Source organism: Pseudomonas sp. DVZ6, assembly GCF_024259445.1.
In the GTDB taxonomy this organism is placed as follows: Bacteria; Pseudomonadota; Gammaproteobacteria; order Pseudomonadales; family Pseudomonadaceae; genus Aquipseudomonas; species Aquipseudomonas peradeniyensis.
In genome coordinates, this window is the sequence record NZ_JANCLM010000036.1 from 22,248 (window position 1) to 37,563 (window position 15,316).

The window sequence follows — 15,316 nt, forward strand, 5'->3', positions numbered from 1 at the left end:
AAGTGAACAATGTTCTCTTTCGTATTTCCGTCGAGATTGGCCATGATTTCTCGTTTCCGTCTGCCTGCCTGGCTGCCTGCCCTGTTGCTTGGCCCGGTGCTGGCGCTGTGCAGCCTCCCGACGCTGGCCGAAGCGCCTGCCGAGGCGACCAAGGCGCTGCACCTGCTGGACTACATCGGTGCCGACTACCCGCCAACCGTGCGCGACGGCAAGGTGGTGGACGACGGGGAATACCGCGAGCAGCAGGAGTTCAGTGGCGTGCTGGCCGAGCTGGTCAAGGGGCTGCCCGAGCATGCCGAGCGCGGCGCCCTGGAACAGGGCGTGCAGAGCCTGCGTCAGGCCATCGACCAGCGTCAGGACGGTGCCGCCGTCGCCCGCCAGGCCCGGCAACTGGGTGCGCGCCTGGCAGTGGCCTACGAGGTCAGCCAGGCCCCGGTGATCACCCCCGATCCTGCTCGCGGCGCTTCGCTGTATGCGCAGAACTGCTCGATCTGTCATGGTGACACGGGCCTCGGCGACGGCCCGGCCGGGGTCGGCCTGGAGCCTGCGCCAGCCAACCTGCGCGATGCCGGGCGCCTCGACCAGCTGAGCCTGTTCGACCTGTACAACACCCTCGGGCTGGGCATCGAAGGCACCGAGATGCCGTCGTTCGCCGACCAGCTCGACGAGCGCCAGCGCTGGGACGTGGCGGCCTATATCGCCAGTTTCACCGCCGATCCGCAGGCGGCCAAGGGCGGCAAGACCTGGAACATCGCCGACCTGGCCCGGCAGACCCCGGCCGAAGTCGCCGCCAGCGAAGGCGCGGATGCCGTGGCCGCGTTCCGCGCCCAGCGGGCGCAGCCGCCGCAGGTCAAGCGTGGCCCGGCACAGCTGCTCGAATACACCTCCAGCACCCTGGACAAGAGTCTGGCGGCCTACCGCGCCGGCGACCATGACCAGGCCTACGACCTGTCGGTGGCGGCCTACCTGGAAGGCTTCGAACTGGTGGAAAGCTCCCTCGACAACATCGACGCCCAGGCCCGCAAGGACACGGAAAAGTCGCTGATGGCCTACCGTCAGTCGTTGCAGGACGGCTTGCCGGTGGCCCAGGCCGAACAGCGCCTGGCCGAGGCCAAGGCCAAGCTGGAGCAGGCGTCCAAGCTACTGGGCAGCGATGGCCTGAGCTGGTCGCTGAGCTACATTTCCGGCCTGCTGATCCTGCTGCGCGAGGGCCTGGAGGCGATCCTGGTGCTGGCGGCGATCCTGGCCTTCCTGCGCAACACCGGCCAGCAGTCGGCGGTGCGCAGCGTCAATATCGGCTGGGGCCTGGCGCTGGTCGCCGGTTTCGCCACCTGGGCCCTGGCGGCCTATGTGATCGACGTCGGCGGTGCGCAGCGCGAGCTGCTCGAAGGCTGCACGGCGCTGTTCGCAGCGGTGATGGTGCTGTGGCTTGGCGTGTGGATGCACGATCGCCGCCACGCCGCCGCCTGGCAGGACTACATCAAGAGCAGCCTGGTCAGTGGCGGCGGGCGTTTCGGTTTTGCCGTGCTGGCGTTCTTCTCGGTGTACCGCGAGCTGTTCGAGGTGATCCTATTCTACGAGACCCTGTGGCTGCAGGCCGGTCCGGCTGGCCATCAGGCGGTGCTGGCGGGCGGCGCCACGGCGCTGGTGCTGCTGGTGGGCCTGGCCTGGGTGATCCTGCGCGGCTCGGCCAAGCTGCCGCTGTCGTTGTTCTTCAGCATCAACGCCGCTTTGCTGTGCGCGCTGTCGGTGGTGTTCGCCGGGCATGGCGTCAAGGCGCTGCAGGAGGCCGGCGTGCTGGGTACGCGGCCGGTGGCGTTCTTCGAGTTCGACTGGCTGGGAATCCACGCCGACGCTTATTCGCTGGGCGCGCAGGCGGTGGCGTTGTTGGCCATCGTGTTCCTCTACGGGCGCAGCCGGTTGGCCGAGAAGCGCCGGGCGGCGGCCAGCTGAGATCAGTGGTGGTTTCTTCGCGGGTAATCCCCCTCCCACAGGTGCTGCGCTGTCTTCAGCAGTGGTGAGTTCCCTGTGGGAGCGGGTTTACCCGCGAAAGGGCCGAACCTGCGACAATGGCTATCCGCCAAACCCAGGAAACAACCAATGCGTGTATGGATCGATGCCGACGCCTGCCCCAAGGCGGCCAAGGACCTGATCGTCAAGTTCGCCCTCAAGCGCAAGCTCGAAGTGGTGATGGTGGCCGGCCAGCCGCAGATCAAGCCGGCCTTCGCCTGCGTGCGGCTGATCGTGGTGCCCAGCGGCATGGATGCTGCCGATGACTACCTGGTGGAGAACGCCGAGCCCGGCGAACTGGTGATCTGCAGCGACGTGCCGCTGGCCGACCGGCTGATCAAGAAGGGCGTGGCGGCGCTGGATCCGCGCGGTCGCGAGTTCGACGAGCGCAACATGGGCGAGCGCCTGGCGGTACGCAACCTGTTCACCGAACTGCGTGAGCAGGGCCAGGTCGGCGGTGGCCAGGCGCCCTATGGTGAACGCGAGAAGCAGGCGTTCGCCAATGCGCTGGACCGGGTTATCACCCGATTGTCGAAGCTTTAGTTGCCCGGGCCTGCTGCGCCGGCCATCGCGGCACAAGGCCGCTCCTACAAGGAAACGCGATCCGCCTGTAGGAGCGGCCTTGCGCCGCGAAAGGGGTGCGTAGCGCCCCCAGTACCTTACTTATCGTTCTCGTGGGTCAGTTCCAGCACCCGATCCACCAGCTTGTAGATGCCGCCCGCCGCTTCGCTGATCGACTTGGCCAGCATGTACGCCGGGGTAGTCACCAGCTTGCGCTGGGTATCCTCGACGATATCGTGCACATCGCATTCCTCATGGGTGCCGCCCATCTTCACCACCGCCGCGCTGGTGCCGGCGTCGTTGCCGATGGTGCAGACCACGCCTGGGCCGTAGATCTTCGCCGCAAGGGCCGGCGAGATGCAGATCAGGCCAACCGGCTTGCCCGCCTCGGCGAAGGCTTCGGCCAGGGCCAGCACGTCCGGCTGCACGCTGCACTTGTCGCCTTCGACGGCAAAGTTGGAGAGGTTCTTGGCCGCACCGAAGCCACCGGGCACGATCAGTGCGTCGAAATCCGAGGCATTGGCCTCGCGAATGTCCTTCACCTCGCCACGGGCGATACGCGCCGACTCCACCAACACGTTGCGCGACTCGGGCATCTCTTCCCCGGTCAGGTGGTCGATCACATGCATCTGCGCGATGTTCGGCGCGAAGCACTGCACCTGGGCGCCACGCTGGTCCAGGCGCAGCAGGGTGATCACGCTCTCGTGGATCTCGGCGCCGTCGTACACGCCGCAACCGGACAGAATCACCGCAACTTTTTTCGTCATGCTCAATACTCCAGTGTCGAGGCGCTAAATGTCCTCTAGTTTGGCAGATGTAGCCATGGGATTTGCCCTTCGGCGGGCCTAATCTTCGTGGACAACCTTGGAGGTGGCCGTTCATGGACCTGATTCTGCTGGCCGTGCCGTTCTTCTTCGTGCTGATCGCGGTGGAGCTGATCGCCGATCGCGTGCGCGTGCGGCGCAACTACCAGCTCGCCGACTCGATCAACAGCCTGAGCACCGGCGCGCTGTCCACCAGCACGGGGCTTCTGACCAAAGGGGTGGGGCTGGTCACCTATGCCGTGGCCTGGGAGCACCTGGCCTGGCTGCGCCTGCCCGCCGATGCCTGGTGGGTGTGGGTGGTCGCCTTCGTGCTCTACGACCTCTGCTACTACTGGCTGCACCGCCTGGGCCACGAGCGCAATGTGCTGTGGGCCGCGCACTCGGTGCACCACCAGAGCGAGGAATACAACCTCACCACCGCCCTGCGTCAGACCAGCAGCGGCTTCCTGTTCTCCTGGATCTTCTACCTGCCGCTGGCGCTGCTGGGCGTGCCGCCGCTGGTATTCATCACCGTGGCGTCGCTGAACCTGCTGTACCAGTTCTGGGTGCACACCCGCCATGTGCCCAAGCTGGGCTGGCTGGAGTGGATCTTCATCACGCCGTCCAACCATCGCGTCCACCATGCGCAGAATCCTCTGTACTTGGATCGCAACTACGGCGGCGTGTTCATAATCTGGGACCGACTGTTCGGCACCTTCCAGGAGGAGGACGAGCGCGAGCCGGTGATCTTCGGCGTGACCACGCCGCTGGCCAGCTGGAACCCGCTGTGGGCCAACGTGCAGTTCTACGCCCAGCTCTGGCATGACGCCCGTCGCGCCGGCAGCTGGTGGGACAAGCTGCGCATCTGGTTCATGCCCACCGGCTGGCGCCCGGCGGATGTGGCCGCCGCTTATCCACAGCCCAAGCAGGACCTGGCGGCGTTTCGCAAGTTCGCGATTCCCCTGGGCGGCGCGCGGCAGGTGTACGTCACCGTGCAGTTCGCGGTCTATGTGGCGCTGGGCAGCTATCTGATGGAGGTGGCGGAGCAGGTGGCGCCTGCAGCCCTGGTATTGGGCTGGACGGTGATGGCGTTCGGGCTGTTCGTGCTGGGGGCGGCGTTGGAGGACCGGCCCTGGGCAGGGCGCATGGAACTGGCACGGCTGCTGTCGAATGCGCCGGCGCTGTATCTGGCCGGCGCGCTCGGCTTAGTGTTGGTCACGCCCGTGTTCTGGTTGCTGCTTCTGGGCTACAGCCTGCTCAGCGTCGGTGGCCTGGCCTTCTGCCGCCGCGCGGCGCTCGGCGCGGAGGTTGCGAAAACGTCGGCGCAGCCAGAGCGCCAGGCCCAGCACCAGCAGGCCGCCGAGCACCCATAGCTCGTACTTCTTGATGCTGCCGAGCATGCCTTCGAGAATGGCGCCGAAGTGGTAGGCCGCCAGGCCCAGGGCCAGGGCCCACACCGCGGCGCCGATGCCGTTGAGCAGCAGGTAGCGGCGCGGTGGGTAGCCGGACAAGCCGATAGCCACCGGCATCACCGTACGCAGGCCGTAGACGAAACGGAAACTCAGTACCCAGATATCCGGATGGCGGCGGATGTGCTCCAGCGCCCGGTCACCCATGGCCTGCCAGCGCGGCTTGCGGGCAAGGATCTTGCGCCCGTGGCGGCGGCCCATGAAGTACCACAGCTGGTCGCCGGCGTAACTGCCGCAGAAGGCCACCAGGACCACCAGCTTGATGTCCATGTATTCGCGGAACGCAAGAAAGCCCGCGAGCACCAGGATGGTCTCGCCCTCGAAGAACGTGCCGAGAAAAAGGGCAAAGTAGCCGAAATCGTTCAGGAATTGTTGAAGCATTTTCTGGCGTGCTGGCGAAATGAACGCGCAGCCTACCCCTTCAGGCGCGCTGGGGAAAGTGTCCAAATGTGTCTCGACGTGAAGATTCCCTGCAACGACAATGGCTGCGGCCACAAGTCGCAGGGTTGCCTAAGGATGTAACACAGGCGTCATAATGGCCGCTTATAACTGTCGCGCTGCCCGCCCGCGCGGGCTCAGGAGTCTGCCGTGAGCTTTACCCCCGCCAACCGTCTGTTTCCTGCCACCCGCCTGCGTCGCAACCGCCGGGATGAATTTTCCCGTCGTCTGGTTCGCGAAAACACCCTGACCGTCGATGACCTGATTCTTCCGGTATTCGTGCTGGACGGCGAGGGCCGTCGCGAAGAAGTACCGTCCATGCCGGGCGTAGAGCGCCTGTCGATCGACCTGCTGCTGGAAGCCGCACAGGGCTGGGTGGAGCTGGGTATTCCAGCGCTGGCGCTGTTCCCGGTGACCCCGACCGAGAAAAAGTCCCTCGACGGCGCCGAAGCCTGGAACCCGGACGGCATCGCCCAGCGCGCCACCCGCGCCCTGCGTGCCCGCTTCCCGGAGCTGGGGGTGATCACCGACGTCGCTCTGGACCCGTTCACCACCCATGGTCAGGACGGCATCCTCGATGAAGAGGGCTACGTGCAGAACGACATCACCGTCGAGGCCCTGGTGCGTCAGGCGCTGTCCCACGCCGAGGCCGGTGCCCAGGTGGTGGCCCCGTCGGACATGATGGACGGTCGCCTTGGCGCGATCCGCCAGGCCCTGGAAGAGACCGGCTACGTCAACGTGCGCATCATGGCCTACTCGGCCAAGTACGCCAGTGCCTACTACGGCCCGTTCCGCGACGCGGTCGGCTCGGCGCTGAACCTGGGCAAGGCCAACAAGGCCTCCTACCAGATGGACCCGGCCAACAGCGACGAGGCCCTGCACGAAGTGGCCACCGACCTCGCCGAAGGCGCCGACATGGTCATGGTCAAGCCGGGCATGCCGTACCTGGACATCGTTCACCGAGTGAAAGCCGAGTTCAAGGTGCCGACCTTCGCCTACCAGGTCAGCGGCGAGTACGCCATGCACATGGCCGCGATCCAGAACGGCTGGCTCAGCGAGGCCGTGATCCTCGAATCCCTCACCGCTTTCAAACGGGCAGGCGCTGATGGCATCCTGACCTATTTCGCCGTGCGTGCCGCTCAATTGATGAGAGGGCAGTAACGCCCTCCAGGAACGTCAGATGAATAACGAAGTGCTAACCCCTGTCGAGATCAAGGATGCCCAGGCCGTGCCCGAAGAGATGGTGCAGACCCCGCCCGACCTGCCAGCGGTAGTGGAACCGGAAGCGCTCGCCGAAGCCGCCCCGGCACCCGCGCCTGCGCCGGCTCCGGCTCCGGCGATCGCCGTGCCGAGCCTGGACGACAGCAGCCTGTACATTCATCGCGAGCTCTCGCAGCTGCAGTTCAACATCCGCGTGCTGGAGCAGGCGCTGGATGAGTCGTATCCGCTGCTCGAGCGCCTGAAGTTCCTGCTGATCTTCTCCAGCAACCTCGACGAGTTCTTCGAGATCCGCGTGGCGGGCCTGAAGAAGCAGATCAACTTCGCCCGCGAACAGGCCGGCGCCGACGGCCTGCAGCCGCACCAGGCGCTGGCGCGCATCAGCGAGCTGGTGCATATCGAGGTGGACCGCCAATATGCGATCCTCAACGACGTGCTGCTGCCGGAGCTGGAGAAGCACGCCATTCGCTTCATCCGCCGGCGCTACTGGACGCCCAAGCTCAAGACCTGGGTACGCCGTTACTTCCGCGACGAGATCGCGCCGATCATCACCCCGATCGGCCTCGACCCGACCCACCCGTTCCCGCTGCTGGTGAACAAGAGCCTGAACTTCATCGTCGAGCTCGAGGGTGTCGACGCCTTCGGCCGCGATTCGGGTCTGGCGATCATCCCGGCACCGCGCCTGCTGCCGCGGGTCATCCGTGTGCCGGAAGAGGTCGGCGGCCCGGGCGACAATTATGTGTTCCTGTCGTCGATGATCCACGCCCACGCCGACGACCTGTTCCAGGGCATGAAGGTCAAGGGCTGCTACCAGTTCCGCCTGACCCGCAACGCCGACCTGGCGCTGGACTCCGAGGAAGTCGACGACCTGGCCCGCGCCCTGCGCGGCGAGCTGTTCTCGCGCCGCTACGGCGATGCCGTGCGCCTCGAGGTGGCCGACACCTGCCCGAAACACCTCTCCGACTACCTGCTCAAGCAGTTCAGCTTGAGCGAGAGCGAGCTGTACCAGGTCAACGGGCCGGTCAACCTGACCCGCCTGTTCAGCATCACCGGCCTCGACAGCCACCCGGAGCTGCAGTACACGCCGTTCACCCCGGCGATCCCCAAGCTGCTGCAGAACGCCGACAACATCTTCAGCGTGATCGGCAAGCAGGACGTGCTGCTGATGCACCCGTTCGAGTCGTTCACCCCGGTGATCGACCTGCTGCGCCAGGCCGCCAAGGACCCGCATGTACTCGCCGTGCGCCAGACCCTGTACCGCTCGGGCGCCAACTCGGAGATCGTCGACGCCCTGGTGGACGCGGCGCGTAACGGCAAGGAGGTCACCGCGGTGATCGAACTGCGCGCGCGTTTCGACGAAGAGTCCAACCTGCAGATGGCCAGCCGCCTGCAGGCCGCTGGTGCGGTGGTGATCTACGGCGTGGTCGGCTTCAAGACCCACGCCAAGATGATGCTGATCCTGCGCCGCGAGCAGGGCGAGATTGTCCGTTATGCGCACCTGGGCACCGGCAACTACCACGCCGGTAACGCCCGCCTGTACACCGACTACAGCCTGCTGACCTCCGACGACGCCCTCACCGAGGACGTCGGCAAGCTGTTCAGCCAGCTGATCGGCATGGGCAAGACCCTGCGCATGAAGAAGCTGCTGCACGCGCCCTTCACCCTGAAGAAGGGCATGCTCGACATGATCGCCCGGGAGACCCAGTTCGCCCTGGAAGGCGAGCCGGCGCACATCATCGCCAAGTTCAACTCGTTGACCGACGCGAAGATCATCAAGGCGCTGTACAAGGCCAGCCAGTCGGGCGTGCGCATCGACCTGGTGGTGCGCGGCATGTGCTGCCTGCGTCCGGGCATCCCGGGGGTGTCGCACAACATCCACGTGCGCTCGATCATCGGCCGCTTCCTCGAGCACACCCGGGTGTTCTACTTCCTCAATGGCGGCGAGGAGCAGATCTACCTGTCCAGCGCCGACTGGATGGAGCGCAACCTCGACAAGCGCGTCGAGACCTGCTTCCCGGTGGAGGGCAAGAAGCTGCTGTTGCGGGTGAAGAAGGAGCTGGAGGGTTACCTGACCGACAACACCCAGGCCTGGACCCTGCAGCCGGACGGGCGCTACGTGCGCAGCACGCCGACCGGCAACCAGAATCCGCGCAGCGTGCAGGCGACGCTGCTGGAGCGGCTGAGCAATCCGGTGCTGAACGTTCGGTAGTACCGATATGGGGGCCGCTTTGCGGCCCTTTCGCGGCACAAGGCCGCTCCTACAGGGGCCACTATCGCCTGTAGGAGCGGCCTTGTGCCGCGAACACCGGCGCAGCCGGTGCCATGCCCCGCGGTTTACCGGACGCTGAGAACAAAATTGACCCGCGCCAGCCACTCCGCCTCGTTGGCAAAGTCAGCCTGGGTCAGCTGGTTCTGCTCCAGCCAGCCACTCGGGAATACCACCTCCAGGCTGTTGTCGCCGGCCTGCAGCTCCACCTTGGGCATCTGCTGGGTGCCGCGGATATGGTGGAACAGGATGGCGAAGCGCAGCAGCACGCACAGGCGGATCAGCTTGACGCCTTCGTCGCCGAACTCGGCAAACTTGTCCTTGGGAATGTTGCGGCGGTGGCCACGCACCAGCAGGGCCATCATCTGCTGGTCCTCGCGGGAGAACCCTGACAGGTCGGAGTGCTCGATCAGGTAGGCACCGTGCTTGTGGTAGTGGTAATGGGCAATATCCAGTCCGATTTCATGGATTTTCGCCGCCCAACCCAGCAGATCACGCCAGTTTCCGTGCTCCAGGTCCCACGCTGCGGCCACCTGGTCGAAGGCGTGCAGTGCCTTGCGCTCCACGCGCGCGGCCTGGCCCTGGTCGACGTGGTAGCGCTCCATCAGCGAGTTCAGGGTGCGTTCGCGCACGTCCTCGTGGTGATGGCGGCCCAGCAGGTCGAACAGCACGCCTTCGCGCAGGGCGCCGTCGCAGTGGTCCATGCGCTGCAGCTCCAGGGCGTCGAAGATCGCCTCGAGGATGGCCAGGCCCGCCGGGAAGATGGTCCGCCGATCGGGCTTGACCCCTTCGAAGTCGATCTTGTCGGTCTCGCCGAGCTTGAACAGCTTGCGCTTGACCGCCGCCAGGCCCTCGGCGTTGACCTCGCCGCTGCCCTGGCCGATGGCCTTGATCGCCGCGGCGATGGCGCGGATGGTCCCGGACGAGCCGATGGCCTCGTCCCAGGTCAGGCGGTGCAGGGCGTTCTCGATGCTCATCAGTTCCAGGCGCGCGGCAGTGTAGGCCTGGGCGTAGCGCGCCGGGGTGATCTTGCCGTCACGGAAGTAGCGCTGGGTGAAGCTCACGCAGCCCATCTGCAGGCTTTCGCGCAGCAGCGGCTCGAAACGCTGGCCGATGATGAACTCGGTGCTGCCGCCGCCGATGTCGGCAACCAGGCGCTTGCCGGGGGTGTCGGCCAGGGTGTGGGACACGCCCAGGTAGATCAGGCGCGCCTCTTCACGGCCGGAGATGACCTCGACCGGGTGGCCGAGAATGGCTTCGGCGCGCAGGATGAATTCATTGCGGTTGCGCGCTTCGCGCAGGGCGTTGGTGCCGACGATGCGCACCGAGCCCTGGGGCATGCCGTTGATCAGCTGGGCGAAGCGCTTGAGGCATTCCAGGCCGCGCTCCATGGCTTCTTCGCTGAGCTTGCGCTCATCGTCGATACCGGCGGCGAGCTGAACCTTTTCTCCAAGCCTTTCGAGGATGCGGATTTCCGTGTGATGGGCCTTGGCCACGACCATGTGGAAGCTGTTGGAGCCCAGGTCGATGGCGGCGATCAGAGACAGGTTCTTCGCGGTGGTGTGCGGCATGGTCTGGAGGTTCTCGGTCGTTAACCCGGCAATCGTGCCACGATCGCGGGCATACGCCAACGAGCGGCACGGCAAGGCTTGATGCATGGCAATGTCATAGCAATGTTATGACCGTGACATGACGGTTTCGATTCGTGGCGTCTTGCACAACTATAGTTACACTCAATCAGCTGTGGCTTCCTGTCGCGCCAGGGTGCGGCTATGATGGGCAACGTTTTTTTATGCTTACGACCTGGAGATATCCATGAGCAGCGATCTTATCAAACATGTCACCGACGCCAGCTTCGAAGCCGACGTACTCAAGGCTGAAGGCGCGGTGCTGGTCGACTACTGGGCTGAATGGTGCGGCCCATGCAAGATGATCGCTCCGGTGCTGGACGACATCGCCTCTGAATACCAGGGCAAGGTGACCATCGCCAAGCTGAACATCGACGAAAACGCCGAAACCCCCGCCAAGCACGGCGTGCGTGGCATCCCGACGCTGATGCTGTTCAAGAACGGCAACGTCGAGGCCACCAAGGTCGGCGCGCTGTCCAAGTCGCAGCTCAAGGCGTTCCTCGACGCCAACGTGTGATGTGACAAAGCCCCGCAAATGCGGGGCTTTTCTTTATCTGTTGTAGGCATTTTCCCTGAGGGCTGGCGAGCCCCGCTATCGCGCCCATCCAGACGGATAGCCCCGGAAAACGGTGGTCAAAACCACTAGACGTCGAAAAAAGCAAGTGTTACATTCGGCCTCGCACTGCTTCTCCAGTGCCCTCTGCACGCCGTCGCCGAAGCATCCCTAATTCGAATCAGTACGCGATCCTGTCGCCATCTAGCGGCGCGGCCTCATTAAGCCAACGCTTAATTTCTCCCTTCCTTACATGATTACGTCACTCCCCTTATGAACCTGACAGAACTCAAGCAAAAGCCGATTACCGATCTTTTGGAAATGGCCGAACAGATGGGCATCGAAAACATGGCCCGTTCGCGCAAACAGGACGTGATTTTCGCCCTGCTGAAAAAGCATGCGAAAAGCGGCGAAGAGATCTCCGGTGACGGCGTGCTGGAGATTCTCCAGGATGGTTTCGGTTTCCTGCGCTCGGCGGATGCCTCCTACCTGGCCGGCCCTGACGACATCTATGTCTCGCCCAGCCAGATCCGTCGTTTCAACCTGCGCACCGGCGACACCATCGTCGGCAAGATCCGTCCACCGAAGGAAGGCGAGCGTTACTTCGCACTGCTGAAGGTCGACACCATCAACTTCGACCGTCCGGAAAACGCGAAGAACAAGATTCTCTTCGAAAACCTGACGCCGCTGTTCCCCAACAAGCGCCTGAAGATGGAAGCCGGCAACGGTTCCACCGAAGACCTCACCGGTCGCGTCATCGACCTGTGCGCCCCGATCGGCAAGGGCCAGCGCGGCCTGATCGTCGCCCCGCCGAAAGCGGGCAAGACCATCATGCTGCAGAACATCGCGGCCAACATCACCCGTAACAACCCCGAGTGCCACCTGATCGTCCTGCTGATCGACGAGCGCCCGGAAGAAGTGACCGAGATGCAGCGCACCGTGCGCGGCGAAGTGGTTGCCTCGACCTTCGACGAGCCGCCGACCCGCCACGTGCAGGTCGCCGAGATGGTCATCGAGAAGGCCAAGCGCCTGGTCGAGCACAAGAAGGACGTGGTCATCCTGCTCGACTCGATCACCCGTCTGGCCCGTGCCTACAACACCGTGATCCCGAGCTCCGGCAAGGTCCTGACCGGTGGTGTCGACGCCCACGCCCTGGAGAAGCCGAAGCGCTTCTTCGGTGCTGCACGTAACATCGAGGAAGGCGGTTCGCTGACCATCATCGCCACCGCGCTGGTCGAGACTGGCTCGAAGATGGACGAAGTGATCTACGAAGAGTTCAAGGGTACCGGCAACATGGAGCTGCCCCTGGACCGTCGCATCGCCGAGAAGCGTGTGTTCCCGGCCATCAACATCAACAAGTCCGGTACCCGCCGCGAAGAGCTGCTGACCGCCGACGACGAACTGCAGCGCATGTGGATCCTGCGCAAGCTGCTGCACCCGATGGACGAGATCGCCGCCATCGAGTTCCTGGTCGACAAGCTCAAGCAGACCAAGACCAACGACGAGTTCTTCCTGTCGATGAAGCGCAAGTAAGCGTTTCAGGCCGGAACTGATAGGGGCTGCTGCGCAGCCCATCGCGGCACAAGGCCGCTCCTACAGGATTATCCATCCCCCTGTAGGAGCGGCCTTGTGCCGCGATGGGCCGCGAAGCGGCCCCTTTTCATTTTTGCCCCCAAACCAGGCGTGAACGGCGCTACACTCTGCACCCCGACCGATACGCCCAACACGAGGCCCTTGCATGCAGTATCGCGATCTGCGCGACTTCATCCGTGGTCTGGAACAGCGCGGTGAACTCAAGCGCATCCAGGTTCCCATCTCCCCTGTACTGGAAATGACCGAAGTCTGCGACCGCACCCTGCGCGCCAAGGGCCCGGCGTTGCTGTTCGAAAAGCCCACCGGCTTCGATATCCCGGTGCTGGGCAACCTGTTCGGCACCCCCGAGCGGGTGGCCATGGGCATGGGCGCCGAATCGACCGAGGAACTGCGCGAGATCGGCAAGCTGCTGGCGTTCCTCAAGGAGCCCGAGCCGCCGAAGGGGCTGAAGGACGCCTGGTCGAAACTGCCGATCTTCAAGAAGGTCGTGTCCATGGCGCCGAAGGTGGTCAAGGACGCGGTATGCCAGGAAATCGTGGTCGAAGGCGACGACGTCGACCTGGGCCAGTTGCCCATCCAGCACTGCTGGCCGGGCGACGTGGCGCCGCTGATCACCTGGGGCCTGACCGTCACCCGCGGGCCGAACAAGGACCGCCAGAACCTGGGTATCTACCGCCAGCAGGTGATCGGCCGCAACAAGGTGATCATGCGCTGGCTGAGCCACCGTGGCGGCGCGCTGGACTACCGCGAATGGTGCGAGAAACACCCAGGCCAGCCGTTCCCCGTGGCCGTGGCCCTGGGCGCAGACCCTGCGACCATCCTCGGCGCCGTGACCCCTGTCCCCGATACCCTTTCCGAATACGCCTTTGCCGGCCTGTTGCGCGGCAACCGTACCGAACTGGTCAAATGCCGTGGCAACGACCTGCAGGTGCCGGCCACAGCCGAGATCATCCTCGAAGGTGTGATCCACCCGGGCGAAATGGCCCCGGAAGGCCCGTACGGCGACCACACCGGTTACTACAACGAAGTGGACAGCTTCCCGGTGTTCACCGTCGAGCGCATCACCCACCGGCAGAAACCGATCTACCACAGCACCTACACCGGCCGACCGCCGGATGAGCCGGCGATCCTCGGGGTGGCGCTGAACGAAGTGTTCGTGCCGATCCTGCAGAAGCAGTTCCCCGAGATCACCGACTTCTACCTGCCGCCGGAAGGCTGCTCGTACCGCATGGCGGTGGTGACCATGAAGAAGCAGTATCCAGGCCACGCCAAGCGCGTCATGCTGGGTGTGTGGTCGTTCCTGCGACAGTTCATGTACACCAAGTTCGTTATCGTCACCGACGACGATATCAACGCCCGCGACTGGAACGATGTGATCTGGGCCATCACCACGCGCATGGACCCCAAGCGTGATACGGTGATGATCGACAACACCCCGATCGACTACCTCGACTTTGCGTCGCCGGTGTCGGGCCTGGGGTCGAAGATGGGCCTGGACGCCACCCACAAGTGGCCGGGCGAGACTACACGCGAATGGGGCCGGGTCATCGTCAAGGACGAGGCCGTCACCCGCCGTATCGATGAGCTGTGGGACCAGTTGGGAATAGATTGATGCAGGTAACCTTGCAGCCTTCCGGGGCGGTACTGGCGGTCGAACCGGGTGAAAGGATTCTGGATGCGGCGCGGCGCCTGGGCTACGACTGCCCAAGCAGCTGCCGCAACGGCAACTGCCATGTGTGTGCCGCGCTGCTGGTGGAAGGCAGTGTTCGCCAGGAAGGCCAAGTCCGCGATCACGGTGAACTGTTCACCTGCATCGCCGAGCCGCTGGAGGACTGCGTGTTGCTGTGGGATGGTGTGCTGGCCCTGGGCGAGCTGCCGGTGCGCAAGCTGGCCTGTACCGTGAGCGAATGCGTCGAGGTCGGTGGCGACGTCTGGCGCGTGCGCCTGCGCGCGCCTGCCGGCAAGCCGCCGCGCTATCACGCGGGGCAGTACCTGATGATCGAGCGTGAGGGCATGGACAAGGCGGCCTTCTCCCTCGCCTCGGCGCCCCATGGTGGGCGCGACCTCGAGCTGCACGTGCTGGCGCGGGAAAGCAGCGCGGTGCAGTTGATCCAGCAGTTGCAGCGCAATGGACTGGCACGCATCGAACTGCCGTTCGGCGACGCCCACCTGGCGGAGCTGCCCGATGGCCCTCTGGTACTGATTGCCGCCGGCACCGGCATGGGCCAGATGCACAGCCTGCTCGAGCACTGCCGCGCCCAGGGCTTCAAGCATCCGGTGCACCTGTACTGGGGCGTGCGCCGGCCTGAAGATTTCTACGAGATCGAGCACTGGGACGAGTGGCAGCGCCTGCCCAACCTGTTCCTGCACAAGGTAGTCAGCGACCTGTGCGGCTGGGAAGGGCGCTGTGGGCTGCTGCACGAGGCGGTGTGCGAGGACATCGGCGACCTGAACCAGGTGCATGTCTATGCCAGCGGCTCGCCGAACATGGTCTATGCCACCCTCGATGCGTTGGTCGAGGCCGGCATGGATGCCCACCGCATGCGCGCCGACGTGTTCGCCTACGCGCCGCGCGGCTGAAACAACCCGCACGCTGCAAGGGCGTGCCGGGTTTAATAACCAAGTATTTTCCTGTTGATTATAGGGCGGGGATTATTACCGGTGCGGGTAATAAGTTTCGCTATACTCGGATTATTAGTTTCCGTTCAGCGGAAGGTTGAATGAAATTGTGTCTTCCGGCTTGAGTCGCAAGTGTCTTATCCCTTACGTTAAGCGCC

11 protein-coding genes and 1 pseudogene are annotated in these 15,316 nt (G+C 64.5%); 9 read left to right on the plus strand and 3 right to left on the minus strand.

Annotation, left to right across the window (positions count from 1 at the left end):
• Nucleotides 1–9: 9 nt before the first annotated feature.
• Complete coding sequence (locus NMG10_RS19800) at nt 10–1,953, plus strand: cytochrome c/FTR1 family iron permease (RefSeq protein WP_232854969.1); 1,944 nt, start codon at nt 10–12, stop codon at nt 1,951–1,953.
• A 147-nt stretch (nt 1,954–2,100) separates the two neighbouring features.
• Nucleotides 2,101–2,553, plus strand: a complete 453-nt coding sequence (locus tag NMG10_RS19805) for a YaiI/YqxD family protein (protein ID WP_203649495.1) — start codon at nt 2,101–2,103, stop codon at nt 2,551–2,553.
• 116 nt (nt 2,554–2,669) lie between these two features.
• Here the strand turns inward: NMG10_RS19805 and elbB are convergent, their stop codons facing one another.
• On the minus strand, nt 2,670–3,338 hold the full coding sequence (elbB, locus tag NMG10_RS19810; protein ID WP_203649497.1) for an isoprenoid biosynthesis glyoxalase ElbB: 669 nt from the start codon (nt 3,336–3,338) through the stop codon (nt 2,670–2,672).
• 113 nt (nt 3,339–3,451) lie between these two features.
• Between elbB and NMG10_RS19815 the strand changes: the two are divergent.
• Nucleotides 3,452–4,078, plus strand: a pseudogene (locus tag NMG10_RS19815) (sterol desaturase family protein); the annotation flags it as partial.
• A gap of 501 nt (nt 4,079–4,579) precedes the next feature.
• On the opposite strand, the gene NMG10_RS19820 reads toward NMG10_RS19815, so the two are convergent.
• Nucleotides 4,580–5,224 (minus strand): DedA family protein, encoded by a 645-nt coding sequence (locus NMG10_RS19820; protein WP_254464979.1) that lies wholly within the window; start codon nt 5,222–5,224, stop codon nt 4,580–4,582.
• Between the two features lie 207 nt (nt 5,225–5,431).
• On the opposite strand from NMG10_RS19820, the gene hemB reads away from it, so the two are divergent.
• Nucleotides 5,432–6,442, plus strand: coding sequence for a porphobilinogen synthase (gene hemB / locus NMG10_RS19825; protein ID WP_198745209.1), 1,011 nt, complete (start codon nt 5,432–5,434; stop codon nt 6,440–6,442).
• 19 nt (nt 6,443–6,461) lie between these two features.
• A complete protein-coding gene (gene ppk1 / locus NMG10_RS19830) occupies nt 6,462–8,708 on the plus strand; it encodes a polyphosphate kinase 1 (protein ID WP_254464980.1) in 2,247 nt (748 codons plus the stop codon).
• 125 nt (nt 8,709–8,833) lie between these two features.
• Here the strand turns inward: ppk1 and ppx are convergent, their stop codons facing one another.
• Nucleotides 8,834–10,336, minus strand: a complete 1,503-nt coding sequence (ppx, locus tag NMG10_RS19835) for an exopolyphosphatase (RefSeq protein WP_203652575.1) — start codon at nt 10,334–10,336, stop codon at nt 8,834–8,836.
• Between the two features lie 244 nt (nt 10,337–10,580).
• Here ppx and trxA point away from each other — a divergent pair, with 244 nt between their 5' ends.
• The 4 genes from trxA to NMG10_RS19855 all read left to right on the plus strand — a co-directional run bounded on the left by trxA (nt 10,581) and on the right by NMG10_RS19855 (nt 15,119).
• Entirely contained in the window at nt 10,581–10,910 is a 330-nt protein-coding gene (gene trxA / locus NMG10_RS19840) for a thioredoxin TrxA (protein ID WP_203649511.1), read from the plus strand.
• A gap of 309 nt (nt 10,911–11,219) precedes the next feature.
• On the plus strand, nt 11,220–12,479 hold the full coding sequence (gene rho, locus NMG10_RS19845; RefSeq protein WP_011536308.1) for a transcription termination factor Rho: 1,260 nt from the start codon (nt 11,220–11,222) through the stop codon (nt 12,477–12,479).
• Between the two features lie 205 nt (nt 12,480–12,684).
• Nucleotides 12,685–14,151, plus strand: a complete 1,467-nt coding sequence (ubiD, locus tag NMG10_RS19850) for a 4-hydroxy-3-polyprenylbenzoate decarboxylase (RefSeq protein ID WP_186660587.1) — start codon at nt 12,685–12,687, stop codon at nt 14,149–14,151.
• Nucleotides 14,151–15,119 carry a CDP-6-deoxy-delta-3,4-glucoseen reductase gene (locus NMG10_RS19855; RefSeq protein WP_203649512.1) on the plus strand — a complete coding sequence of 323 codons (969 nt, stop codon included), beginning with the start codon at nt 14,151–14,153 and terminating at the stop codon, nt 15,117–15,119. The genes ubiD and NMG10_RS19855 overlap by 1 nt, the downstream gene beginning before the upstream one ends.
• Nucleotides 15,120–15,316 lie beyond the last annotated feature (197 nt).